At 67.3% G+C, this 24,025-nt stretch carries 24 protein-coding genes and 2 pseudogenes; 13 read left to right on the forward strand and 13 right to left on the reverse strand.

The window, feature by feature from the left end; translation table 11 throughout:
- The first annotated feature begins 37 nt into the window (after positions 1–37).
- The 8 genes and pseudogenes from CKW28_RS20275 (at position 38) to CKW28_RS20305 (ending at position 7,137) form a co-directional block, all read left to right on the forward strand.
- Positions 38–673: a SatD family protein gene (locus CKW28_RS20275; protein ID WP_040547186.1), complete on the forward strand. Its 636-nt coding sequence runs from the start codon at positions 38–40 to the stop codon at positions 671–673.
- Positions 670–1,461 (forward strand): hypothetical protein, encoded by a 792-nt coding sequence (locus tag CKW28_RS20280; RefSeq protein ID WP_061252260.1) that lies wholly within the window; start codon positions 670–672, stop codon positions 1,459–1,461. Before CKW28_RS20275 ends, CKW28_RS20280 begins: the two co-directional genes overlap by 4 nt.
- Before the next feature lie 58 nt (positions 1,462–1,519).
- Entirely contained in the window at positions 1,520–2,497 is a 978-nt protein-coding gene (locus tag CKW28_RS20285) for an IS481 family transposase (RefSeq protein WP_095176476.1), read from the forward strand.
- Positions 2,498–2,641: 144 nt separating this feature from the next.
- Positions 2,642–3,760 (forward strand): NDMA-dependent alcohol dehydrogenase, encoded by a 1,119-nt coding sequence (locus tag CKW28_RS20290; RefSeq protein WP_003924887.1) that lies wholly within the window; start codon positions 2,642–2,644, stop codon positions 3,758–3,760.
- The gene (locus CKW28_RS20295) at positions 3,757–4,635 is read left to right on the forward strand and encodes a hypothetical protein (protein WP_003924888.1); all 879 of its coding nucleotides are present in this window, start codon (positions 3,757–3,759) and stop codon (positions 4,633–4,635) included. Before CKW28_RS20290 ends, CKW28_RS20295 begins: the two co-directional genes overlap by 4 nt.
- Before the next feature lie 792 nt (positions 4,636–5,427).
- Positions 5,428–5,634: pseudogene (locus CKW28_RS24245) on the forward strand (ISL3 family transposase); the annotation flags it as partial.
- A gap of 161 nt (positions 5,635–5,795) precedes the next feature.
- Entirely contained in the window at positions 5,796–6,575 is a 780-nt protein-coding gene (locus CKW28_RS24250; RefSeq protein WP_003925024.1) for an ISL3 family transposase, read from the forward strand.
- 181 nt (positions 6,576–6,756) lie between these two features.
- Positions 6,757–7,137: an ISL3 family transposase gene (locus tag CKW28_RS20305; protein ID WP_003925025.1), complete on the forward strand. Its 381-nt coding sequence runs from the start codon at positions 6,757–6,759 to the stop codon at positions 7,135–7,137.
- 14 nt (positions 7,138–7,151) lie between these two features.
- Here CKW28_RS20305 and CKW28_RS23685 read toward each other — a convergent pair whose 3' ends face one another.
- The 8 genes and pseudogenes from CKW28_RS23685 to ipdE1 form a co-directional block, all read right to left on the reverse strand.
- Positions 7,152–7,457, reverse strand: a complete 306-nt coding sequence (locus CKW28_RS23685) for a hypothetical protein (protein WP_131588022.1) — start codon at positions 7,455–7,457, stop codon at positions 7,152–7,154.
- Between the two features lie 9 nt (positions 7,458–7,466).
- Complete coding sequence (locus CKW28_RS23690) at positions 7,467–7,808, reverse strand: hypothetical protein (RefSeq protein WP_131588023.1); 342 nt, start codon at positions 7,806–7,808, stop codon at positions 7,467–7,469.
- Between the two features lie 13 nt (positions 7,809–7,821).
- Complete coding sequence (locus tag CKW28_RS23695) at positions 7,822–9,258, reverse strand: Rv0964c family protein (RefSeq protein WP_131588024.1); 1,437 nt, start codon at positions 9,256–9,258, stop codon at positions 7,822–7,824.
- 6 nt (positions 9,259–9,264) lie between these two features.
- Positions 9,265–9,531: pseudogene (locus tag CKW28_RS20310) on the reverse strand (WXG100 family type VII secretion target); the annotation flags it as partial.
- 303 nt (positions 9,532–9,834) lie between these two features.
- Entirely contained in the window at positions 9,835–10,995 is a 1,161-nt protein-coding gene (fadA6, locus tag CKW28_RS20315) for a steroid 3-ketoacyl-CoA thiolase FadA6 (protein ID WP_003925028.1), read from the reverse strand.
- Between the two features lie 17 nt (positions 10,996–11,012).
- Entirely contained in the window at positions 11,013–11,609 is a 597-nt protein-coding gene (kstR2, locus tag CKW28_RS20320; protein ID WP_003925029.1) for a TetR family transcriptional regulator KstR2, read from the reverse strand.
- Positions 11,606–12,400: a (5R,7aS)-5-hydroxy-7a-methyl-1-oxo-2,3,5,6,7,7a-hexahydro-1H-indene-carboxyl-CoA reductase gene (gene ipdF / locus CKW28_RS20325; protein ID WP_003925030.1), complete on the reverse strand. Its 795-nt coding sequence runs from the start codon at positions 12,398–12,400 to the stop codon at positions 11,606–11,608. Before ipdF ends, kstR2 begins: the two co-directional genes overlap by 4 nt.
- Positions 12,397–13,545, reverse strand: coding sequence for an acyl-CoA dehydrogenase IpdE1 (gene ipdE1 / locus CKW28_RS20330; protein WP_003925031.1), 1,149 nt, complete (start codon positions 13,543–13,545; stop codon positions 12,397–12,399). Before ipdE1 ends, ipdF begins: the two co-directional genes overlap by 4 nt.
- 80 nt (positions 13,546–13,625) lie before the next feature.
- On the opposite strand from ipdE1, the gene fadD3 reads away from it, so the two are divergent.
- The 5 genes from fadD3 to CKW28_RS20355 are packed head-to-tail and all read left to right on the forward strand — an operon-like array spanning position 13,626 to position 19,443.
- Positions 13,626–15,179: a 3-((3aS,4S,7aS)-7a-methyl-1,5-dioxo-octahydro-1H-inden-4-yl)propanoate--CoA ligase FadD3 gene (fadD3, locus tag CKW28_RS20335; RefSeq protein ID WP_003925032.1), complete on the forward strand. Its 1,554-nt coding sequence runs from the start codon at positions 13,626–13,628 to the stop codon at positions 15,177–15,179.
- Position 15,180: 1 nt separating this feature from the next.
- A complete protein-coding gene (locus tag CKW28_RS20340) occupies positions 15,181–16,332 on the forward strand; it encodes an acyl-CoA dehydrogenase family protein (RefSeq protein WP_003925033.1) in 1,152 nt (383 codons plus the stop codon).
- A gap of 21 nt (positions 16,333–16,353) precedes the next feature.
- Entirely contained in the window at positions 16,354–17,334 is a 981-nt protein-coding gene (locus CKW28_RS20345) for an acyl-CoA dehydrogenase family protein (protein WP_003925034.1), read from the forward strand.
- The gene (ipdE2, locus tag CKW28_RS20350) at positions 17,331–18,272 is read left to right on the forward strand and encodes an acyl-CoA dehydrogenase IpdE2 (RefSeq protein WP_003925035.1); all 942 of its coding nucleotides are present in this window, start codon (positions 17,331–17,333) and stop codon (positions 18,270–18,272) included. Before CKW28_RS20345 ends, ipdE2 begins: the two co-directional genes overlap by 4 nt.
- Positions 18,273–18,282: 10 nt before the next feature.
- A complete protein-coding gene (locus CKW28_RS20355) occupies positions 18,283–19,443 on the forward strand; it encodes a pyridoxal phosphate-dependent aminotransferase (RefSeq protein WP_003925036.1) in 1,161 nt (386 codons plus the stop codon).
- A 30-nt stretch (positions 19,444–19,473) separates the two neighbouring features.
- Here the strand turns inward: CKW28_RS20355 and CKW28_RS23940 are convergent, their stop codons facing one another.
- The 5 genes from CKW28_RS23940 to hsaD form a co-directional block, all read right to left on the reverse strand.
- The gene (locus CKW28_RS23940) at positions 19,474–20,220 is read right to left on the reverse strand and encodes a 3-hydroxybutyrate dehydrogenase (RefSeq protein WP_003925037.1); all 747 of its coding nucleotides are present in this window, start codon (positions 20,218–20,220) and stop codon (positions 19,474–19,476) included.
- Positions 20,217–21,518, reverse strand: a complete 1,302-nt coding sequence (locus CKW28_RS23945) for an MFS transporter (RefSeq protein WP_085975117.1) — start codon at positions 21,516–21,518, stop codon at positions 20,217–20,219. Before CKW28_RS23945 ends, CKW28_RS23940 begins: the two co-directional genes overlap by 4 nt.
- Before the next feature lie 117 nt (positions 21,519–21,635).
- The gene (gene hsaB, locus CKW28_RS20370; RefSeq protein WP_003925039.1) at positions 21,636–22,202 is read right to left on the reverse strand and encodes a 3-hydroxy-9,10-secoandrosta-1,3,5(10)-triene-9,17-dione monooxygenase reductase subunit; all 567 of its coding nucleotides are present in this window, start codon (positions 22,200–22,202) and stop codon (positions 21,636–21,638) included.
- Between the two features lie 7 nt (positions 22,203–22,209).
- Positions 22,210–23,112, reverse strand: a complete 903-nt coding sequence (hsaC, locus tag CKW28_RS20375) for an iron-dependent extradiol dioxygenase HsaC (RefSeq protein ID WP_003925040.1) — start codon at positions 23,110–23,112, stop codon at positions 22,210–22,212.
- Positions 23,109–24,023: a 4,5:9,10-diseco-3-hydroxy-5,9,17-trioxoandrosta-1(10),2-diene-4-oate hydrolase gene (gene hsaD / locus CKW28_RS20380; protein WP_003925041.1), complete on the reverse strand. Its 915-nt coding sequence runs from the start codon at positions 24,021–24,023 to the stop codon at positions 23,109–23,111. Before hsaD ends, hsaC begins: the two co-directional genes overlap by 4 nt.
- Positions 24,024–24,025 lie beyond the last annotated feature (2 nt).

The raw sequence follows: 24,025 nt of genomic DNA on the forward strand, positions 1-24,025 counted from the left end.
TAGCTTCATTTTCGCTGAATGAAGCTATGCTCTTCATATGGCGGAAGTGAAGTTCAGCGCTTCATCAATGCGGGCGCCGGTGATCGGCGACATCATCGGCTCCCGGCAGGCGGCCGACCGCCGGGAGTTGCACCGCCGCGTCGAGGCGGCGCTGGCCGGCACCGGCCTCGCCTTCACGGTCGGCGACGAGTTCCAGGGCAGCTTCGCCACCGTCGGCGCCGCGATCGACGCCGCGCTGCGGGTGCGGCTGGCCGTCGCGCCCGACATCGACATCCGGTTCGGCATCGGCTGGGGCGCGGTCACCGTGCTCGACGCCGAATCCGGCATCCAGGACGGGCCGGGCTGGTGGGCCGCGCGGGACGCCATCGAATGGACGGCCGCGGCGCAGCGCCAACCGGGTCTGGCCCTGGTCCGCACCGCGTACCGCCGCCAGCCCGACGGCACCGGCCCGGACCCGGATGCGGTCAACGCCGCGCTGATGTGTCGGGACCACCTGCTTGGATCACTCGATGACCGATCGATACGGATCATGCGGGGACTGTTGAGCGAGCAGGCGAAGAAGGACATCGCGAAAGCCGAGGGCATCAGCGCGTCGGCGGTGTCCCAGCGCGCCGGGCGCGACGGTCTGGACCTGATCGTGCTGGCCTCGCGACACCTGCGGGGCATCCGATGAGCGCGGTGGCGGTGCTGCTCATCGCGGTGGGCGTCGCCGACGTCTGCCGGCGGTTGACCGACCGCCTCCGGGTCGCGGTCGCCGCCGTGCCCGTGGTGGTCGTGGGCTGTGCCGCGCTGGCCGGGCTGTGGCACCGCGGCGACGTCGCCCTGCTGCTGATCGCGACGGCGGCGGGAGTGCTCTGGCAGGTGCTGTGCGCCCGCGCCGAACGCACCGGCAGCCACCAGCCGGCCGCGTTGGCGGTGTTCGGCGGCGCCGTCGGGGTGCTGTTGCTGCTGTCCGGCTGGGCCTCCCCGGTCGGAGGGCTGGTCGCCGGATGGGCGGGCTGGGTGGATCTGCCCGGGGGCACCGCCGTCGACGCGGACCGGATGCTGACCATCGTCGGTGTGGGGCTGCTGCAGCTCGTCACCGGTAACCAGCTGGTGCGGTTGGTGCTCGCCGCGGTTGGGGCGGTGAAACCCGTCGGCCAGCCACAACCGTCCGACCGGCTCAAGGGCGGCCGGCTGCTGGGCCCGATGGAACGGCTGCTGATCCTGGGGCTCGGGCTGGCCGGCCACCTGGCCGCGGCCTCGCTCGTCGTCGCCGCCAAGAGCATCATCCGGTTCCCGGAGATCAACGCCCAGAAGGCCCGGGAGAACGGCAAGAACGGTATCGCCATCGGAATCGACGAGGTGACCGAGTATTTCCTGGTCGGCAGCTTCGCCAGCTGGATCCTCGCGCTGGGCGGGCTGGCGCTAGCTGTAACTCCCAGACAGGTTGTGAACGGCGTGGTGAGCGGAAGTAGGTGAGGACCTCCGGTATCGGTGTGGTTACCAAACACGCACATCCGATTACCGAGAGGTCCTCATGGTCCACGCTAATGCTTCGTTGACTCCTCGTGGGCGGTTGCGGCTTGCGCAGGCTGTTGCTGTTGTTGATCAGGGCTGGAGTTTGCGGCGCGCTGCTGAGCGGTTCCAATGTTCGGTGGCCACAGCCAAGAAATGGGCCGACCGTTATCGCGACGGTGGCGAAGCAGCGATGGTAGACCGGCCCAGCCGGCCGCATCGCAGTCCGTTGCGGTTGCCGAAACGACGTGAGCGGCGCATCGTCAACCTGCGCTTCACCCGGCGGTGGGGCCCACATCGTATCGCCGCCCATTTGCGGTTGGCGCGGTCAACGGTAGAAGCGGTGTTACGCCGCTACCGCATGCCATTGCTGCGGCACCTGGACCAGAACACCGGGTTGCCGGTACGCCGGCCCAAACCCCGCCGCTATGAGCACCCGGCTCCCGGCGACTTGGTCCATGTCGACGTCAAGAAACTGGGCCGCATCCCCGACGGGGGCGGCCATCGCAAGCTGGGTCGCCAAGCCGGCCGGCGCAACCGCTGCGGCATGGGATACACGTTCTTGCACCACGCCGTTGATGACCACTCCCGGCTGGCGTATTCCGAGGACCTCGCCGACGAACGCAAAGAAACCGCCGCGGGGTTCTGGAAACGCGCCAGCGCGTTCTTCGCCGACCATGGCATTACCGTCAAGCGGGTGTTGACCGACAATGGATCCTGTTACCGGTCAAAGAATTTCGCTGAAGCGCTCGGCCCCGACATCGCCCACAAGAGGACCCGGCCCTACCGGCCGCAGACCAACGGCAAAGTCGAGCGATTCAACCGCACCCTGACCACTGAATGGGCCTATGCGCAGACCTACCGCTCTGAGGCCGAACGCGCCGGAACCTACCAGCACTGGCTGCATCACTACAATCACCACCGACCCCACACCGGCATCGGCGGAATGACACCTATCGACCGCCTACGCGTTCACAACCTACCCGTGAAGAACACCTAGCGCAATGATCCGTCACGAGAATCAGAAACCGGGCGAATCCCCGCAAGCCGGCGAATGAGGTTGGCGATCCGGCGGTTTCGGAGGTTTCGGACGTTTCTGCGGTTTCGGAGGTTTGGGAGGCATCGGCTTCCTAGACTCCGGGCCATGAAGATGAATGCCGCGGTGCTGTGGGACGTCAACGGCGACTGGAGCATCGAAGAGGTCGAACTGGACGGCCCCCAGGAGGGTGAGGTCCTGGTGTCGTTCACCGCCACCGGGATGTGCCACTCCGACCATCATGTCCGCACCGGTGACTTCCCGGCGCCCCTGCCGATCATCGGGGGCCACGAAGGCGCGGGCGTCGTGCAGGAGGTCGGGCCCGGGGTGCGCGACCTGAAACCCGGTGACCACGTGGTCGCCTCATTCCTGCCGGCGTGCGGGCGCTGCCGGTGGTGTGCCACCGGCCGGTCCAACCTGTGCGACCTGGGCGCGATGCTGCTGGCCGGCACCCAGCTCGACGGCACCTACCGGCGGCATCTGCCCGACGGCCGCGACGTCGGGGTGGCGCTGCTACTGGGAACGTTCGCCCAGTACGGCGTCGTCTCCGAGGCCTCCCTGGTCAAGATCGACGACGATCTGCCGCTGACCCGGGCCTGCCTCATCGGCTGCGGGGTCACCACCGGTTGGGGTTCGGCGGTCAACACCGCCAAGGTGCAGCCCGGCGACACCGTGGTGGTGATCGGGTTCGGCGGGGTCGGCAGCGGTGCGGTCCAGGGCGCCCGGCTGGCCGGGGCGGAGAAGATCGTCGTCGTCGACATCGTCGAGGACAAACGCGCCAAGGCACTGGAATTCGGGGCTACCCACTTCGTGACGTCGATGGCGGAGGCCACCGCGCTGGTCGGGGACCTGACCCGCGGGGTGATGGCCGACTCGGCGATCCTGACCGTCGGCCTGGTCGAGGGACCGATGATCGGGGAATGCATCGACATCATCCGCAAGGGCGGCGCGGTGGTGCTCACCGGGATCGCGGCGCTGGCCGATGTGACGCCGACGCTGCCGATGGCGATGTTCACCCTGTTCCAGAAGCGGCTGCTGGGCAGCCTGTACGGCGAGGCCAACCCGCGGGCGGACATCCCGCGGCTGCTCAGCCTCTACCGCGAGGGCAAGCTACTGCTCGACGAGACCGTCACCCACGAATACAAGCTGCACGACATCAACCAGGGCTACGACGACATGCTGGCCGGCCGCATCATCCGCGGCGTGATCGTGCACGACCACTCTTGACCGAACCGGGCACCGACCGGCCGTCGCGGCGCTCCCACGTCCGGACGGTGCTGAGCTCGGAACTCGACCACGTCCGCCACGGCGATCTGGACCTGAAACCGGCCGACCTCACCCGGTTCAGTTTCCCGCTGCTGCTGCGGTTGGCCGGGGTCCTGGCGTTCGGGGCGGTGCCGCTGATCGTCGTACGCAGCGGTGTGGACGCCGACGATGTGCTGGTCTCGCTGCTCGGGTCGGCGGCGCTGGCGGCGGTGTGCACGGCGGTGGCGACCTGGATCGTCGCCCTCGCGGTATCGGGTCTCGTGCTGGTGATCTTCTACCGCACTCCGCCCGGGCGGGCGTCGCAAGTGGTGACCCGCACCGTCGTCGATTCGTTCGAGCGGGTCGCCGACACCACCGCACGACTGGCCACGCTGGCGCTGCTCGCCGGCCTGCTGGCGCTGGCCATCGGCCTGCCGGTGCGTCGCGACGACGCCGCCGCGCATTCTGTGCTCGACGATCTGCTCGCAGCCCAGATCGGCATGCTGCTGGCCGCACTGGGGTTCGCCTATCTCGCCGAGACGGTGCGGTGTTCAGCCGAACTCATCGACAAGCAGGCGCTGCTACTGGCATGGCCGTGGTCGCTCGGAGTCACCTGTGCCAGTTGGGTGGTGGCCACCAACATAGGACCGTTCGAGACCACCCGGCTGCTGACGATCCTGCTCAACGAATGGTTGCCGAGCACGGTCGACGGCATCGACCGCGCGCAGGTGATCGCCGAACTGGTACCCGCGGGCGCCAACTGGTGGGCGGCGTTGGCGCCGTTGCCGGTGATCGCTGTCATCTGGGCACTGGAGGCGCAACGCCACGGTGGCCTCCCGCGGCGCGAGCGTGCGTGAAATCGCACGCCAACTCGGCGTGTCGGCCGCAGACACGCACGCTCGCGCCAGGCGGATGATGGTTGGCATAAGAACGGCAGCACCATTCAGATCGGCCAGAACTGCGATACCCCTGGCTGTGCAGGACGCGGTGGGACGGACGGAGGACTTGTGGTGGAACCCGACTCGGTTGATGGGAGCGGAACGGGCACATCGTCCCGGGGATTCCACCCGCCGACATTAAATGGCTCGAACGCGCTTCTGCCTGCGCCAAACATCGTGGCGCTGAGGGAGGTGAACTTTTAGGCCTACGGAGCCGCAAACCCTTTTGCCAAGACCTCCGTGAAAGCGTCGATCTCGTTTCGGCGCCGGTTGCTCTCATCCTCGACCGATCCTGGCGACTCTTTCCCGGTCAGACCTGAGTTAGGACATTTGGCTTAGTAAGCCATGTGGGGTTGCCCCCTGATGGTGGACACCTGACTGGTGGGACTGCTGGTCCCGCGGGAAGGATGTCCGTATGTCGGCTCTTCGATTTTAAACGGGCAGTTGTGATTTCGCTCTCATAGGGCGTGTCGTTGCATGGGGAGGCCCTCGGTCTTCCGAAGTCTGAAAGTTGCGAAGCATTCAGGCTGAGGAAGGGGACCGAGGGCCGTGTTTGACGGTACGACATTGTTGTTTGGGCTGTCAGGAGTACGGGTGAAGCGTGTCGAGCGACTCCCCGATGGGGCGCGAGTGGTGCACGTGGTCACCGTCGACGAAGCCGCCGCGGCATGCCCGCAATGCGGGGTGGTGTCGCGCTCGGTCAAGGAGTTTGTGACGACCTCACCGAAGGACATTCCCTATGGTGATGGCGACATCGTGGTGCGCTGGCACAAGACCCGCTGGCGTTGCCGCGAGGACTACTGCCCCAGATCCTCATTCACTGAGGCCATCGCCCAGATCCCGTCACGGGCACGCACTACCGCGCGGCTGCGCACTGCGATCGGGCAGGCAATCGGCGATGCCGGCCGGGCGGTGTCCGAGGTCGCCGACGCCCATGATGTGTCGTGGCCGACCGCGCACCGCGCGTTCGTCGCCCACGCCGAGACACTGCTGCGCGAGCCCGAACCGGTCAAGGTGCTCGGCATCGACAAACCCGCCGCGGCAAGCCGTCGTGGGTCCAAGGCGTCGATGGCCGATGGGTGCGTATCGACCCGTGGGACACCGGATTCGTCGACTTGTCCGGGAATCAAGGCCTATTGGGACAACGCGAGGGCCGCACCAGCGCCGCGGTCATCGACTGGCTCAACGAACGCACCCCGCAATTCCGGGAGGCGGTGCAGTTCGTGGCGATCGACCCGGCCGCGGTGTACGCCGCGGCGATCCGCACACCCGGGTTGTTGCCCAACGCCACGATCGTGGTCGACCACTTTCATCTGGTCAAGCTTGGCAACGAGGCGCTGACCAAGGTGCGCCGCCGGGTGACCTGGGACCTGCGTGATCGCCGCGGCCGCAAAGCCGACCCGGAATGGGCCAACCGCCGCCGGCTACTACGAGGACGAGAACGACTGTCAGACAAAGCTTTCGCGAAGATGTGGAACGCCATCGTCGACGCCGACGACAGCGGCCAGATCTTGTCAGCGTGGATCGCCAAGGAAGAACTGCGCACCTTGCTGTCCACTGTGCGCCTCGGCGGTGACCCGCATCTGACGCGGCATCGGCTGCACCGCTTCCTGTCTTGGTGTATCGACTCGAAAATCCCCGAGTTACTGGCTCTGGCCAGCACCGTCGACACCTGGTGGCCCGAAATCAACGCCTTCCTCGTCACCGGCATCACCAACGCCCGCACCGAGGGCTACAACCGGCTCGTCAAGCAGGTCAAACGCGCCGCCTGCGGCTTCCGCAACCCCACCAACTCCGCCCGCCGGATACGATTCCACTGCACCCGCAAACAGCGGGCCGCAACCCGGACTTGCAGCTGATTGCCCGCTCAAAGTCGAAGAGCCTCTTTGCGGGCCACCTGCACCGCGACCGCGCCCGAAGCAGTGCGCACTTTCCGCACGTACGCCACCGCCCGAACCTACCGGTTTAGTACCCCAAAACAACCACCCGCACGCGAAAACATGCAGGTCAGGGAACTATCCAACACCGAAACCAACACAGGTGTCCAAACTCAGGTTCGCTGACGAGAACCACCTCGCCGTCGAGCTGTGCTGGGGCTTCTACCAACGACTGATCGCCGCCTACGCCCACCCCGACCGGCACCGCGGCAAAGCCATGATGACCGCGATCATCACCACGCTGCGCAGCGGTGTCCCCGACGCCCTGGAGGAACTGGCGCAACTCGGCCGCACCCTGTGGCGCCGCCGCCACGATGTACTGGCCTACTTCGACCACCACGCCTCCAACGGACCCACCGAAGCCATCAACGGACGCCTCGAAGCACTCCGCCGCAACGCGCTGGGATTCAGGAATCTGACCAACTACCGACTGCGCTCACTGCTGCACTGCGGCGACCTCGCCCAACGAATCGATGCACTCTAATTCCGGAAGAGCGGTCAAACCGGGCCTACCGCACCTGCAATAAGATAGGCAGGGATGAAGACAACTAATGCCGCGGGGATCGAAAGTAAACCAATCAACATTCCTCGTCCGATCTGACCGGATTTGCCCAATCGCCTCATCAGGATTACCGATATCGCCAGATCGGCCAGTAAAAATACGTAAAACTGCGGGAAGAATATCGTGTACGGCGCAAAAACCCACATAATGATACCGACAATAAAGATATTTGCGGCTGCGGCTACAAAGGTAACCGGACCATAACGATATTCCAGCGCATTCGCATCAACGCTATCGGCCACGGGCCCACCTCACCATTGAAGAACCAGAAACGAATAGGTAATCATCCCTGTAGCAACGATTACCGATGATCCAGCGATGGCAACCGCCAGTCCGCGAACGCGCGATGACTGCAACATCAGGAGGAGAGCACTCATCGGTAGCGTGAAGAGCAACGTTATTGCCGCCGCAGAAACGAACCAACCTCGCTCATGCGCATCAGCAAAATATGTTGCCTTTCCCAATATCCATAGCATGACAACGGACAGCAGCAGTACAAATTGGACGGTAAATGGAATCGTCCATGTAGCCGTAGCCCATGTACGGGAATCAAGATCGCGCAGTTGCGGAATCTTTTTCATGCTGTATGCCACTACTTCGTTCTGGCTAAAATTGGACTACCCCCGGTTGCGGCGGACTGGGTGAAACTGGAACAGTAGGCGGGTCGTCTGTCGGCCCCAACTCGGTAGACGGCAACGGAACACGCACATCGTACTTGGCGTTCCACCCGCCACCGGTATCGAACGGTTCGAATGCGCTTCCACCTATTCCGACATCGTGGTGACGAGGAAGATTCGCCATTGGTCCCCACGAGCGCCCAGACTCCGCAGGATCGATGAGAACTGTCTTCGTCGTACCGTTGGGCAGGTCTTGATAAACTTCCATTGATGGATAGTTCGTGCGCGTACCGTCGACTCGAATGCCGTTTTCTGTGGGAGTGAACACGAGGTCACCATTGACTGTCCAAGGGTTATCCTCTAGCGGCCACGGAGGACTCGAAGAAGGCCATGGAGCGAATGGGTTACCTGCCTCGTATTTGACGCGAACCGCCCCGTCGCCGTTCTGTTGTATCACCGCCTCTGGCACGCCAATCTTCACTTCGCCAGGCCCTCCGTCGCTGTTTAGTTCCACCGATGGGTTCTGTCGCACCACGACAAGGCCGTTTTCGTAGTCGATGTAGGTGGTAACTTTTGTATCCGCCGGATCGAAGTTCGGGTCGGCCGTCCTGTTGTTCCCGAGGTCCCGCTTGTGTGGGGGGAAGCCTGTCACATCGCGTTGTTCGATCCATTGCGACACTCGGACCACACCTTGGCCTGGTACCGGCTCGATCTCTGCCACTCGGATTTCAGCGTCGACACCTTGGTACATCGGATCATAGCTGTGCGGATCAAGAGCAGCGGCCGTCGTCCAATCCGCCGCCGACGACGGCTCTCGCCCAAAGACCTCCGTGAAAGCGTCGATCTCGTTTCGGCGCCGGTTGCTTTCAGCCTCGGCCGATCCTGGCGACTCTTTCCAGGTCCGAAGATCAACTGCTTGAATCGTCCGGTCACCGCGCTCCTCACCAAGAACGACGTTGATGACATCGGTGAGCTGCTCGTCGACCGCATTGGCATCGGCGAGGAGATCATTCAGCGCCGGCTGCAACATCAGTCTGGCCGCTGAAATCTGCGACGCGTCGATCATCGAACCCGGCGCACGCTCAAACGCCGTCCCCGCAGCGTTGAGCTGCATACCTAGCTGGGCGGCCTGCTCCCGCAGCTCGGCGAGCTTGTTCTTCACCGCCTCCACACCGTCGGCACCCAGCTTGACAGCACGAGAAACTGCCGCTGATTCCTCGCCTTGGGCGCCCAGTGCGCTACGGCGTCGGGTGGTGGCCTCGTAGGCCGCATCGGACGCTTGCCCAACCCAACTTTCGAACGCCGGCAGAAATGCGATACCGCCAGCCGCATCATGGGCGGCCCCACCGCGTTGTTTCGCGGCGTCAAACACTGCACGCAGGTCGGCGACGTTCCATCGGTCGATGTCGGCGACCGTGATCGACATGGCCCTTTACCGCTGCGCGCCAAACGCGTCTAGTTCGACGCCGGCTTGCGCGACTGCTTCCGCAGCGCGCGCATCGGTGTCCCGATAGGCCAGCCCGGCGGTGCGCAGCGCTTCGGCATGCCCCGACAAATCAGTGGTCATGGCAGCTGTGCCGGCTCGCCATTTTGCGACAAGGCTTTGCAGTGCCACCGCTGAGCGTCCTGCCCAACCCGCTTGCGCCGCCTCCATCAGCGTGTGCGCGGCGTCGTGTGCCGTCTTGAGTTTGCGGGCGTGGCGCTCGACTGATCTGCCGAATCAAGCAAATCTTGAGGATTCACCTCCATGGGCGGCGGCGTCGATCGGTGTCCTCGTGACACGAGCGGCATAGATAAGACCTCGCTTGCGTCCAAAAGATCTACAGCAAACATGCACTCCGATCAGATACTACCCGGGCACTCGCGAGGCGAGTCACACCAATTTCCCGGGCCGTGCACCTCGCAGCCTGGCTGCCTCCCGCGCCGCGAGCGTGCGTGAAATCGCGCGCCAACTCGGCGTGTCGGCCGCAGACACGCACGCTCGCGGCAGTGAGGGGGACAGTCAGAGGCGTTCGATGATGGTGACGTTGGCGGTGCCGCCGCCCTCACACATCGTCTGCAGACCGTAGCGACCGCCGGTGCGTTCCAGCTCGTTGAGCATGGTGGCGAACAGTTTGGCGCCGGTCGCGCCCAGCGGATGCCCGAGCGCGATCGCCCCGCCGTTCGGGTTGACCTTGGCGTGGTCGACCTTCAGCTCCTTCTCCCAGGCGATGACCACCGGCGCGAACGCCTCGTTGATCTCCACGACGTCGATGTCGTCCATCGACAGCCCGGTCTTCTCCAGGGCGTAGCGGGTCGCCGGGATCGGGCCGGTCAGCATGAGCACCGGGTCGTCGCCGCGGGCGCTGATGTGGTGGATGCGGGCGCGCGGCTTCAGTTTGTGCTCCTTGACCGCCTTCTCCGAGGCCAGCAGCACGGCGCTGGCGCCGTCGGAGATCTGGCTGGCCACCGCCGCGGTCATCCGGCCGCCCTCGGTCAGCGTCGGCAGCGCCGCCATCTTCTCCAGCGACGTCTCCCGCGGGGTCTCGTCGATGCGGAACTCGCCACCGTCGACCGGGACCCCGATGATCTCGTTGTCGAACCGCCCGGCGCGGATCGCGGCCAGCGCCCGCTCATGGCTGGTCAGCGCGTACCGCTCCATGTCCTCCCGGCTGATCTCCCACCGCTCGGCGATCATCTCCGCGCCGCGGAACTGCGAGATCTCCTGATCGCCGTACCGGTGCAGCCAGTACTTCGACTCGTTGGTCGGCGAGGTGAACCCGAACTCCTTGCCGACGATCATCGCCGAGGAGATCGGGATCTGGCTCATGTTCTGCACACCGCCGGCCAGGATGATGTCGGCGGTCCCGGACATGATCGCCTGCGCGCCGAAGGAGATCGCCTGTTGGCTGGAACCGCACTGGCGGTCCACCGTCACCCCCGGCACCTCCTCCGGATAGCCGGCGGCCAGCCACATCAACCGGCCGATGTTGCCGGCCTGACCGCCGATCGCGTCGACACAGCCGACCACCACGTCGTCGACCGCGGCCGGGTCGACGTCATTGCGGTCGAAGATGCCGCGGAACGCGTGCACCCCCAGGTCGATCGGATGCAATGCCGCCAGCGAGCCGTTGCGCTTGCCGGTCGGCGTGCGCACGGCGTCGATGACGTAGGCCTCGGACACAGCCATGGGATCTCCTCTTAGTTCGCTCCGGCGGTGATGCCGCCGAGGACAATGGACAGGTACTGCCGACCGACCTCTTCGGCCGTCAGCGGTCCGCCGGGCCGGTACCAGCGCACCGAAACCCAGGTGGTGTCACGGATGAACCGGTACACCAGGTCGACGTCGATATCGGAGCGGAAGTAGCCCTCTTCGATGCCCTGGGTGAGCACGTCCACCCACATCTTGCGCTGTTCGCGGTTGCGTTGTTCCACATAGGCGAACCGCGGCTGCGACGACAACCGTTTGGCCTCGTCCTGATAGATGACCACCTGGGCGTGCCGGTGTTCGATCGCCTCGAACGACGCCATGAACAGGCCCTTGAACCGTTCCAGCGGATTGGGTTCGGTCTCCACGATCGACCGGTACCGGTCGAACAGCCAGTCCAGGAAGCCGCGCAGCACCTCGTCGACCATCTCCTCCTTGGAGGCGAAATGGTGGTACAGGCTGCCGGACAGGATGCCCGCCGAATCGGCGATGTCGCGCACCGTGGTGGCCTTCAGGCCACGCTCGGCGAACATCTGCGCGGCGAGCTCGAGCAGTTCGTCGCGGCGGGTCGGCGGACCGGAGTTCGTCATGGGTGCTGGCTCGACACGGAGATGACTTCGCCGGTCAGGTAACTGGAGTAATCGCTGGCCAGGAACGCGATGGTGGCCGCGACCTCCCACGGTTCGGCGGCACGGCCGAACGCCTCCTGGTCGGCCAGCCGGTCCAGCAGATCCGCCGAGCTGGTCTTCTCCAGGAACTTGTGCCGCGCGATGCTGGGCGAGACCGCGTTGATCCGCACCCCGTACTCGACCGCCTCGATCGCGCTGCACCGGGTCAGCGCCATCACACCGGCCTTGGCGGCGGCGTAGTGCGACTGCGAGTGCTGCGCCCGCCACCCCAGCACACTGGCGTTGTTGACGATCACCCCGCCGTGACCGGCATCGCGGAAATACCGCAGCGCGGCCCGGGTCGCCCGCATCACCGAGGTGAGGGTGACGTCGAGGACCCGGTCCCACTCCTCGTCGGTCATGTCGATGACCGGCGTCGAGCCGCCCAGCCCGGCGTTGTTCACCAGGACGTCGAGCCGGCCCATCTGCTCGGCCGCGGTGGCGATCAGCGCGTCGACCTGCTCCGTCGACGTCACATCGCACACCGCGCTGTGCACCCGGCCCAGGCCGAGCGCCGCGAGCTGCTCGCGGGTCTCGCCGAGCCGGCGTTCATGGTGATCGGAGATCAGCACGTCGGCGCCCTCCAGCAGCGCGCGGCGGGCCACGGCCGACCCGATACCGGTGCCGGCGGCCGCGGTCACCACCACCACCTTGCCGGTCAGCAGACCGTGGCCGTCGATCTCCTTCGGTGCTTGCGAAAGATCCGTCGTCACCCTTTTGGTTCCCTCGGTAGGCCGAGCACCCGCTCGGCGATGATGTTGCGCTGAATCTCGTTGGACCCGCCGTAGATGGTGTCCGACCGGGAGAACAGGTACAGCCGCTGCCATTCGTCGAAGTCACCGTCGGTCAGCGTCAGCCCGGCCATCCCGACCACGTCCATCGCGATCTCCCCGAGCTCGCGATGCCAGTTGGCCCACAACAGTTTCGAGATGTTGTCCTGTCCGGGCCGCTCGTCGTCCATGGTCGCCAGCGCATACGACCGCATGGTGCGCAGCCCCACCCAGGACCGGGTCAGGCGTTCACGGATCAACGGATCGTCGATCGCGCCGGTGCGTTTGGCGAGTTCCACCACGCCCTCGAGTTCGCGGCGGTACTGGATCTGCTGACCCAACGTCGACACCCCGCGCTCGAAGGTCAACGTGCCCATCGCGACCCGCCAGCCGTCACCGGGCTCGCCGACCACCATGGAGGCGTCGGTGCGGGCGTTGTCGAAGAACACCTCGTTGAACTCCGAGTCGCCGGTGAGCTGGACGATCGGGCGGATCTCCACGCCCGGCTGGTCCAGCGGCACCAGCAGATAGGACAGGCCGTGGTGGCGTTTGGAGCCCCTCTCGGTGCGGGCCACCACGAAGCACCACTGCGCCCAGTGCGCCAGCGAGGTCCACACCTTCTGACCGTTGATCACCCACTGATCGCCGTCGAGCACCGCGGTGGTGGACACATTCGCCAGGTCGCTGCCGGCGCCGGGTTCCGAATAGCCCTGCGCCCACAGTTCGGTGACGTCGAGGATGCGCGGCAGGAAGCGCTGCTGCTGCTCCGGTGTGCCGTACTCGATCAGCGTCGGACCGAGCAGTTCCTCACCGAGGTGGTTCACCTTGGCCGGAGCATTGGCCAGGGCGTACTCCTCGTAGAACGCCACCCGGTGTGCGACGCTCAGCCCGCGACCGCCGTGCTCGACCGGCCAGCCCAGACAGGTCAGCCCGGCGGCGGCGAGCTTGCGATTCCATTCCAGGCGTTCCTCGAACGCCTCGTGCTCGCGACCAGGTCCGCCCAGCCCCTTGAGCGCGGCGTATTCGCCGACCAGATTGTCGGCCAGCCACTGACGGACCTCAGCCCGGAACTCATGGACCTCTATCACCCTTGTAGGCTAACCTACCAAGCACTTGCTTTGTTAGGAGCGTCGATGATCAGGGGCCGAACCCCGAGCGAGGGAAGGCTATGAGAACCATCCCCGCAGTTCTCGACCGGGCCGCCGAGCGGCTTCCCGACCACGATGCGCTGGTGACCGCCGCGACCGGCGGCGCCGAAGCGCGCCGGTTCAGCTACGCCGAACTGCGCGCCGAGGTGCGCCGGGCCGCGGCCGCGATGATCGCCGCGGGCATCGCGCCCGGCGACCGGGTCGCGCTGTGGGCGCCCAACACCTGGCACTGGGTGGTGGCGTGTCTGGCCACCCACTACGCCGGGGCGGTCATGGTGCCGCTCAACACCCGCTACACCGCCAGCGAGGCCGCCGACGTGCTGGCCCGCACCGGCGCACCGCTGCTGGTGGCCGCGGGTGAGTTCCTCGGCGCGGACAAGACCGCCGATCTCGACCGCGACGCGCTGCCGGCGCTGCGCCGGATCGTGCGCATCCCCGTCGACAAGCCGGACGGCACCTGGGACGAGTTCATCGCCGGCGGCTCGATGTCCGGCGCCGCGCTGGCCGAGGTCGACGCCCGCGCCGCGGCGGTGCGCCCGGACGACGTGTCCGACATCCTGTTCACCTCCGGCACCACCGGCCGCAGCAAGGGCGCGCTGTGCGCGCACCGGCAGTCGCTGGACGCCTCGGCCGCCTGGGCGGAGTGCGGGCGCCTGTCCAGCGACGACCGCTACCTGTGCATCAACCCGTTCTTCCACAACTTCGGCTACAAGGCCGGCATCCTGGCCTGCATCCAGACCGGGGCGACGCTGTACCCGCAGCTGACCTTCGATCCGGAGCAGGCGATGCGGGCGGTCGCCGAGCACCGCATCACCGTGCTGCCCGGGCCGCCGACGATCTACCAGACCATCCTCGACCACCCGAAACGCGGTGAGTACGACCTGAGTTCGCTGCGGTTCGCAGTGACCGGCGCCGCGGTGGTGCCGGTCGTGCTGATCGAGCGGATGCAGTCCGAGCTGGACATCGACATCGTGCTGACCGCCTACGGCCTCACCGAGGCCAGCGGTTTCGGCACCATGTGCCGGCCCGAGGACGACGCGGTCACGGTGGCCACCACCTGCGGCCGCCCGATCGCCGGCTTCGAGCTGCGCATCGACAATCCGGCCGAGGACGGCACCGGTGAGGTGTTGCTGCGCGGCCCCAACGTGATGCTGGGCTACCTCGACGACCCGGAGGCCACCGCCGCCGCCATCGACGCCGACGGCTGGCTGCACACCGGCGACGTCGGCAAGGTCGACGAACGCGGCAACCTGACCATCACCGACCGGCTCAAGGACATGTACATCTGCGGCGGGTTCAATGTCTACCCCGCCGAGGTCGAACAGGTCCTGGCCCGCCTCGACGGCGTCGCCGAGGCCGCGGTCATCGGCGTGCCCGATCAACGGCTGGGCGAAGTCGGCAAGGCGTTCGTCGTGCGCAGACCCGGTGCGACACTGGATGAACAGGCTGTGATCGCTTACTGCAAGCAGCATCTGGCGAATTTCAAGGTGCCGCGCTCGGTGGAGTTCCTCGACGCGTTGCCCCGCAATCCGGGCGGCAAGGTGGTCAAGCCGCTGCTGAGGGAGAGAGCCTGACATGGATCTGCACATCGACGACGCCACCGAGGAGTTCCGGGCCGAGGTCCGCGAATTCCTGGCGAACAACCGGAAATGGTTCCCCACCAAGTCCTATGACACCGCCGAGGGTTTCGAGCAGCACCGCCAGTGGGACCGGGTGCTCTATGACGCGCGGCTGAGCGTCATCACCTGGCCGGAGAAGTACGGCGGCCGCGACGCGACGCTGCTGCAGTGGGTGGTGTTCGAGGAGGAGTACTTCCGGGCCGGCGCGCCGGGACGGGCCAGCGCCAACGGCACCTCGATGCTGGCGCCCACCCTGTTCGCCCACGGCACCGAGGAGCAACTCGACCGGGTGCTGCCGAAAATGGCCACCGGCGAGGAGATCTGGGCTCAGGCCTGGTCCGAGCCGGAGTCGGGCAGCGATCTGGCGTCACTGCGCTCGACGGCGACCAAGACCGACGGCGGCTGGCTGCTCAACGGACAGAAGATCTGGAGTTCGCGGGCGGTGTTCGGCGAACGCGCCTTCGGCCTGTTCCGCTCCGACCCGCAGGCGCAGCGCCACAAGGGCCTGACCTACTTCATGTTCGACCTCAGGGCCGACGGGGTGACGGTGCGGCCGATCGCCCAACTCGGTGGTGACACCGGGTTCGGCGAGATCTTCCTCGACAACGTGTTCGTGCCCGACAACGATGTGATCGGCGAGGTCAACGAGGGTTGGCGCGCCGCGATGAGCACGTCGAGCAACGAACGCGGCATGTCGCTGCGCAGCCCGGCGCGCTTCCTGGCGCCGGCCGAACGGCTGGTGCGGCTGTGGAAACAGAACCCCGACCCGGCGTTCGAGGAGCGGGTTGCCGACGCCTGGATCAAGGCGCAGGCCTACCGGCTGCACACCTTCGGAACCGTGAGCCGGCTGGCCCGCGGCGGTGAGCTGGGCGCGGAATCGTCGGTGACCAAGGTGTTCTGGTCGGAGCTGGACGTCGCGCTGCACCAGACCGCGCTGGACCTGCGTGGCCCGGACGCCGAACTGGCCGACTCCGCCGACCGCGACGAGGACGGCTACTCCTGGACCGACGGTCTGTTGTTCGCGCTCGGCGGCCCGATCTACGCCGGCACCAACGAGATCCAGCGCAACATCATCGCCGAGCGGCTGCTCGGACTCCCCCGCAAATAGACTGCCCGAAAGTAAACCGACGTGAATTTTGAACTCGACGAGCAGCAGCGAGACTTCGCGGCCAGCATCGACGCCGCGCTGTCGGCCGCCGACGTGCCCGCGGCGGTGCGGGCCTGGGCCGAGGGGGATGCCTCACCCGGCCGCAAGATCTGGTTCCAACTGGGCGAATTGGGTGTCACCGCCCTGATGGTGCCGGAACGTTTCGACGGTATCGAGGCACATCCGGTCGACCTGGTGGTCGCGCTGGAACGGCTGGGCCGGTGGTGTGTTCCCGGACCGGTGACCGAATCCATCGCGGTGGCGCCGGTGCTCCTGGCCGGCTCGGCGCAGGAGGCGGACCGCTACCCGGCGCTGGCCGCCGGCGAGCTGATCGCCACCGTCGCGGCGCCACCGCACACCCCGCGGGCCGTCGACGCCGACACCGCCGGGCTGATCCTGCTGGCCGCCGACGGGCAGGTGCAGGACGCCACCGCCGGCGCGGCGCACGAGTCGGTCGATCCCAGCCGAAAGCTGTTCGACGTCAACGGGACCGGCGTCACCCACAGCGCCGACACCGGCCGGGCGTTCGAGTTCGGGGCGCTGGGCACCGCCGCACAACTCATCGGTGCCGCCCAGGCCATGCTCGACATGTCCGTCGACTACGCCAAACAGCGCAGCCAGTTCGGCAACGTGATCGGCAGCTATCAGGCCATCAAACACAAACTCGCCGACGTGCACATCGCGGTCGAACTGGCCCGCCCGCTGGTGTACGGCGCGGCGCTGTCGCTGGCCGGCCGGAAAGAGGAAGCCTCCCCGGACACCGCCCGGGATGTCAGCGCCGCGAAGGTCGCCGCCGGTGAGGCCGCGCTGCTGGCGGCCCGGTCCTCGCTGCAGACCCACGGCGCCATCGGGTTCACCGCCGAACACGACCTGTCGTTGTGGCTGCTGCGGGTCCAGGCGCTGCGTACGGCGTGGGGGGATCCGACCACCCACCGGCGCCGGGTACTGGAAGGCATCTCATGAGCGAAGAACGAGATCTGCTGCGCGACACCGTCGCCACGCTGGTGGACAAGCACGCGACATCGGCCGCGGTGCGGGAGGCGATGGCCTCCGAGCGCGGATATGACGAATCGCTGTGGCAGCTGCTGTGCGAACAGGTGGGCGCCGCCGCCCTGGTGGTGCCCGAGGACTTCGGCGGCGCCGGCGGTGAACTCGGGGACGCCGCGGTGGTGCTCGGCGAGCTCGCCCGCAACCTGGTGCCCACCCCGCTGTTCGGTACCACCCTGGCCGAGCTCGCGCTGCTGGCCTCCGACAGTCCCGACGCCGACGCGCTGGAGGCGCTCGCCGCGGGCGCGTCGATCGGCGCGGTCGTCTTCGACCCGGACTACGTCGTCAACGGCGACGTCGCCGAGGTGATCATCGCCGCCGACGGCGAACGGTTGACCCGCTGGACCGGCTGCACCGTCGAACCGCATCAGACGATGGATCCGACGCGCCGGCTGGCCAGGGTGACGCCCGGTGAGACCACCGACATCGGCGCCGATCCGGGCCTGGCCGACACCGCGGCGCTCCTGCTGGCCGCCGAGCAGATCGCGGCGGCGGAACGCTGTCTGCAGCTGACCGTCGACTACACCAAGGAGCGGGTGCAGTTCGGCCGGCCGATCGGCAGCTTCCAGGCGCTCAAGCACCGGATGGCCGACCTGTACGTGCGGGTGCAGTCCACCCGGGCGGTGGTCGACGAGGCGATCGCCGAACCGTCGGCCACGTCCGCGGCGCTGGCCCGGTTCAGCGCCAGCGAGACCTTCAGCGCGGTGGCGGCCGAGGCCGTGCAGATGCACGGCGGTATCGCGATCACCTGGGAACACGACATCCAGCTGTACTTCAAACGGGCGCACGGCAGCGCCCAGCTGTTCGGCCCGCCGCGCGAACACCTGCGGCGGCTGGAATCCGAAATCCTCTAGCCTGGAACACATGAACGATCGCACCGCCCTGCGGGCGGGCATCCCACCCTTTTACGTGATGGATGTGTGGCTGGCCGCCGCCGAACGGCAGCGCAGCCACGGCGATCTGGTGAACCTGTCCGCCGGACAGCCCAGCGCCGGCGCCCCCGCCCCGGTGCGCGCCGCCGCGGCGGCCACGCTGGAGCGCAATCAACTCGGCTACACCGTGGCGCTGGGCATTCCCGAACTGCGCGAGGCGATCGCCGCCGGGTACCAGAGCCGGTACGGGTTGTCGGTCGGCGCCGACGAGGTCGTCATCACCACCGGCAGCTCGGGCGGATTCCTGCTGGCGTTTCTGGCCTGCTTCGACGTCGGCGACCGGGTGGCGATCGCCAGCCCCGGGTACCCGTGCTACCGCAACATCCTGTCCGCGCTGGGCTGCGAGGTGGTCGAGCTCCAGTGCGGTCCGCAGACCCGGTTCCAGCCGACGGCCCGGATGCTGGCCGAACTCGACCCGCCGGTGCGCGGCGTGATCGTGGCGAGCCCGGCCAACCCCACCGGCACCGTCATCCCGCCCGAGGAACTCGCCGCGATCGCGCGGTGGTGCGAGGACAACGACGTGCGGCTGATCAGCGACGAGGTGTACCACGGGTTGGTGTACCCCGGGGCGCCCGAGACCAGCTGCGCCTGGCAGACCTCGCGCGAGGCCGTCGTCGTCAACAGCTTCTCCAAGTACTTCGCGATGACCGGCTGGCGGCTGGGCTGGCTGCTGGTACCGCCGGCGTTGCTCCGCGCGGTGGACCGGCTGACCGGCAACTTCACCATCTGCCCGCCGGCGCTCGCGCAGGTGGCGGCGGTCGAGGCGTTCCATCCCGAATCAATCGCCGAGGCCGAGGCGCTGCTCGACCACTACGCCACCAATCGGCGGCTGCTCATCGACGGGCTGCGGTCGCTGGGCATCGACCGGCTCGCCCCCGCCGACGGCGCGTTCTATGTGTACGCCGACGTCTCGCGCTACACCGAGGACTCGATCGAGTTCTGCTCGAAACTACTGGCCGATACCGGGGTGGCCATCGCGCCCGGGATCGACTTCGACACCGTGCACGGCGATCGCTTCGTCCGGTTCTCGTTCGCGGGGGCGACCAGCGACATCGAGGAGGCGCTGCGCCGCATCGGCGGATGGCTGGCGTAGAGCGGCCTGACGGTCACGGCCGGCCGTGGGTCAGCGGGCGCTCCAGCCGCCGTCCATGGTGTAGGACGCGCCGGTGACCATGCCGGCGTCCGGGGAGGCCAGCCAGCCGACCAGTGAGGCGACCTCATCCGGTTCGATGAGGCGTTTGATGGCGCTCTCCTTCAACAGGATCTGCTCGAGCACCTCGCCTTCGGAAATGCCGTGGGCGCGAGCCTGATCGGCGATCTGCCTGGTGACCAACGGAGTGCGGACATAGCCGGGGTTCACACAGTTGCTGGTGACGCCGTGCGGGCCGCCCTCCAGTGCGGTCACCTTGGACAAGCCCTCCAGGGCGTGTTTGGCGGTGACGTAGGCGGCCTTGTACTCCGATGCCCGCAACCCGTGCACCGAGGAGATGTTGACGATCCGGCCGAACCCGCGCTCGAACATGTACGGCAGCGCCGCGCGGATCAGCAGGAACGGCGCCTCCACCATGAGCGTCAACATGTCCCGGAACTGATCGGGCGGGAACTCGGTGACCGGGTCGACGTGCTGGACGCCGGCGTTGTTCACCAGGATGTCGATGTCGAGTCGCAGATCGTGCAGCGCCGAGCGGTCGAGCAGATCCAGGTGCCAGGCGGCCCCGCCGATCGCGGCGGCCACCTCGGCGGCGCCCACCTCGTCGACGTCGGCCACGGTGACGGTCGCGCCGAGATCGGCGAGCTCCCGGGCACAGGCGGCCCCGATCCCGCCGGCCCCGCCGGTGACCAACGCCGTCCGCCCGACCAGCGCCGTCACGTCTGCGCCGCCCTCAGCAGCCGCGCGCTCTCCTCCGCGTCGGCGCGGTCCACCCCGGCCAGGTCGATGCCGTTGGTCTCCCGGGTGAAGGCCAGCGCGATCAGCGTCACCACCGCCGCGCCCGCCAGATACAGCGCGATCGGCACCGCCGAGGAGTACACGTCCAGCAGTCGCACCGCGATGATCGGCGCCATCGAACCGGCGACGATCGCGGTCACCTGATAGCCGACGGACACCCCGGAGTAGCGCATCCGGGTCGGGAACATCTCGGCCATGAGCGCCGGCTGCGGTGCGTACATGAACGCGTGGGCGATCAACCCGAGCACCACCGCGCCGGTGATGATCACGTAGTTGGCGCTGTTCATCATCGGGAACGCGATGAACCCCCAGGCCCCCGCGGCCAGCGTGCCGACCAGGTAGACCGGGCGCCGCCCGAATTCGTCGGCCAGCCGGCCGACGGTGGGGATCGCCACGAAGTGCACCGCATGCGCGGCCATCAGATACCACAGGATGTCGCTGGTGTCGGCGCCGACGTGCACCTTGAGATAGGTGATCGAGAACGTGACCACCAGGTAGTACATGATGTTCTCGGCGAACCGCAGCCCCATCGCGGTGAGCACCCCGCGCGGATAGCGCCGCAGCACCTCGACCACGCCGTACGAGGTGGATCTGGCCTGCTCGACCTCCTGCTGGACGGCCAGGAAGATCGGGGCGTCGCTGACCTTGGTGCGGATGTAGTAGCCGATCAGAACCACCACCGCCGACAGCCAGAACGCGACCCGCCACCCCCACGACAGGAACGCCGACTCCGGCAGCGTGGTGGTCAGCACCAGCAGCACCACGGTGGCCAGCATGTTGCCGACCGGCACCGCCGCCTGCGGCCAGCTGGACCAGAACGCGCGGCGGTCGTTCGGGCTGTGCTCGGCGACCAGCAGCACCGCGCCGCCCCACTCCCCACCGACCGCGAAGCCCTGCACGAAGCGCAGCAGCACCAGCAGCGTCGGCGCCCAGTAGCCGATCTGGCCGAAGGTGGGCAGACATCCCATCAGGAAGGTCGCCGCACCGACCAGCAGGATGCTGAACTGCAGCAGCTTCTTACGGCCGTACTTGTCGCCGAAGTGGCCGAACACCACCCCGCCGAGCGGGCGGGCGACGAACCCGACGGCATAGGTGACGAACGCCGCCAGGATCGCGTCGAGCTCGTTGTCGCCCTGGGCGAAGAAGACCTTGTTGAAGACCAGGGTCGCGGCCGTGCCGTAGAGGAAGAACTCGTACCACTCCACCACGGTGCCGGCCATCGAGGCCGCGACCACCCGCTTGAGTCCGGACGCCGGTGCGCTCACCGCAATCTCTCCCGCATGCGCAGAGAGAGTACTCACGGCGCCCCGCCGCCGGGGCAGCGAGGGTGCCGGTCGTCACAACCAGGTGTCCGCCGTGGTCGCGGTCAAGAACGCCTCGAGATCGTCACGCCACTGCGCCGGGGTGTTCTTCTCCGGTTCGATCCCGGTGTATTCACCGCGGTAGAACAGCAGCGGGCGCGGCTTGCGTTCCGGCACCTCCGACAGCCCGTGCACCTTGCCGAACACCACGAAGTGGTCACCGCCGTCGTGTACGTCGTGCACGGTGCAGTCGATGTGGGCCAGCGAGCCGTCGATGATCGGCGATCCCAGATCCGAGGGCCGCCAGTCGATACCGGCGAACTTGTCCGGTTCCCGCGATCCGAACCGCGCCGAGACGTGCTGCTGCTTCTCGTGCAGGATGTTGACGCAGAACCGGCCGCTGGCCTCGATCGCCTTCCAGGACCGCGACACCTTGGTCGGACAGAACAACACCAGCGGCGGGTCCAGTGACAGCGCCGCGAACGACTGACAGGCGAAGCCGACCGGGTTGCCCTCGTGCACCGTGGTGATGATGGTGACCCCGGTGCAGAACTGCCCGAGCACCCTGCGGAAGGTGCGCTGATCGATCGCCTCGGCGGTCACCGCACCATCAGCCCTTGAAACCGATGCTGAAGTCGTGGCCCCACAGGCTCACCGCGGTCGACTCCCGGGCGACCCACTCCTCGTCGTCGACCTGCAGCCCCTCACAGCCGAATTCGACGTCGAAGCCGCCGGGCGTCTTCATGTAGAACGACAGCATCTTGTCGTTGACGTGCCGGCCCAGCGTCGCCGACATCGGCACCTTGCGCCGCAGCGCGCGGTCCAGGCACAACCCGACGTCGTCGGAGTTCTCCACCTCGACCATCAGGTGGACGATGCCGCTGGGCGTCTCCCCGGGCATGAACGCCAGGCTGTGGTGGCGCGGGTTGCAGCCGAAGAACCGCAGCCACGCCGGCTCCCCGTCGGCCGGCCGCCCGACCAGCTGCGGTGGCAGCCGCATCGAGTCGCGCAGGTAGAAGCCGAGCACATCGCGGTAGAAGCGCAGCGACTCCGCGTCGTCGCGGGTGGTCAACACGACGTGGCCCAGACCCTGCTCACCGGTGACGAACCGGTGGCCGTACGGGCTCACCACCCGGCGGTGCTCCAGCGCCACGGTGTGGAAGGCCTCCAGGGTGTTGCCGGACGGATCCTGGAAGCGGATCAGCTCCACCACCCGGCGGTCGGCCAGCTCGGCGGCGGTGCCCTCCTTGTACGGCACCCCGGCGGCCTCCAGCCGGCTGCGGACGTCCTGCAGCCCCTCGGCGTTCGCGCACTCCCAGCCGGACTCCAGCAACCGGTCCCGTTCACCGGGCACGATCACCAGGCGGGCCGGGAACTCGTCCATCCGCAGGTACAGCGCACCCTCGGTGGGCCCCTTGCCCTCGACCATGCCGAGGACCTTCAGCCCGTACTCCCGCCACGCGGCGACATCGGTGGCCTCGATACGCAGGTAGCCCAGAGACCGGATGCTCATGACTTCGCCTCCTTGGCGCCATCTTCCAGGAAGTCGATCGTGAGGCGGTTGAACTCGTCGAACTTCTCCACCTGAGCCCAGTGACCGCACTGCCCGAAGACGTGCAGCTGCACCCGGGGGATCTGTTTGAGCGCCACCAGCGCGCCGTCGAGCGGGTTGACCCGATCCTCACGACCCCAGATCAGCAGTACCCGTTGCCGCAGCTTGTACGCGTCGCGCCACATCATGCCGAGCTCGAAATCGGGACCCATGAACGATTTGCCCATGGCCCGGGTGGCGGCCAGCGACTCCGGCGTGGCGGCGATCGCGAACCGCTCGTCGATCAGTTCCTCGGTGATCAGGCTCTGGTCGTAGACCATGATCCGCAGGAACGCCTCGAGGTTCTCACGGGTGGGTTCGGCGTTGAACCGGGCCAGCAGTTTGACGCCCTCGGTCGGATCCGGCGCGAACATGTTCACGCTCAGACCGCCGGGACCCATCAGCACCAGCCGCCCGGCCCGCTTCGGGTGGTCCAGCGCGAACCGCACCGCGGTCCCGCCGCCCAGCGAGTTGCCGACCAGATCGGCGCGTTCGATGCCGAGGTGGTCGAACAGCGCCAGCAGGGCCGTGGCGCTGTAGCGGTTGTACTGCTCGTGTTCGGTGTGCTTGTCGGAGTGGCCGTACCCGGGCTGATCCACCGCGATCACGTGGAAGTGCCGGGCCAGCACGGCGATGTTGCGGCCGAAGTTGGACCAGCTCGACGCGCCCGGCCCGCCGCCGTGCAGCAGCACCACCTTCTGCGCGTGGCCGATCCCGGCCTCGTGGTAGTGCAACCGCATATCCCGGTCGCCGGCCTTCACCTCGGCGTAACGGGACGTCGACTCGAAGGTGATCTCGACCTGGTTCTCGGCTTCTTGGATGTAGGAAGTCATCA

This window comes from Mycolicibacterium thermoresistibile (assembly GCF_900187065.1).
Taxonomy (GTDB): domain Bacteria; phylum Actinomycetota; class Actinomycetes; order Mycobacteriales; family Mycobacteriaceae; genus Mycobacterium; species Mycobacterium thermoresistibile.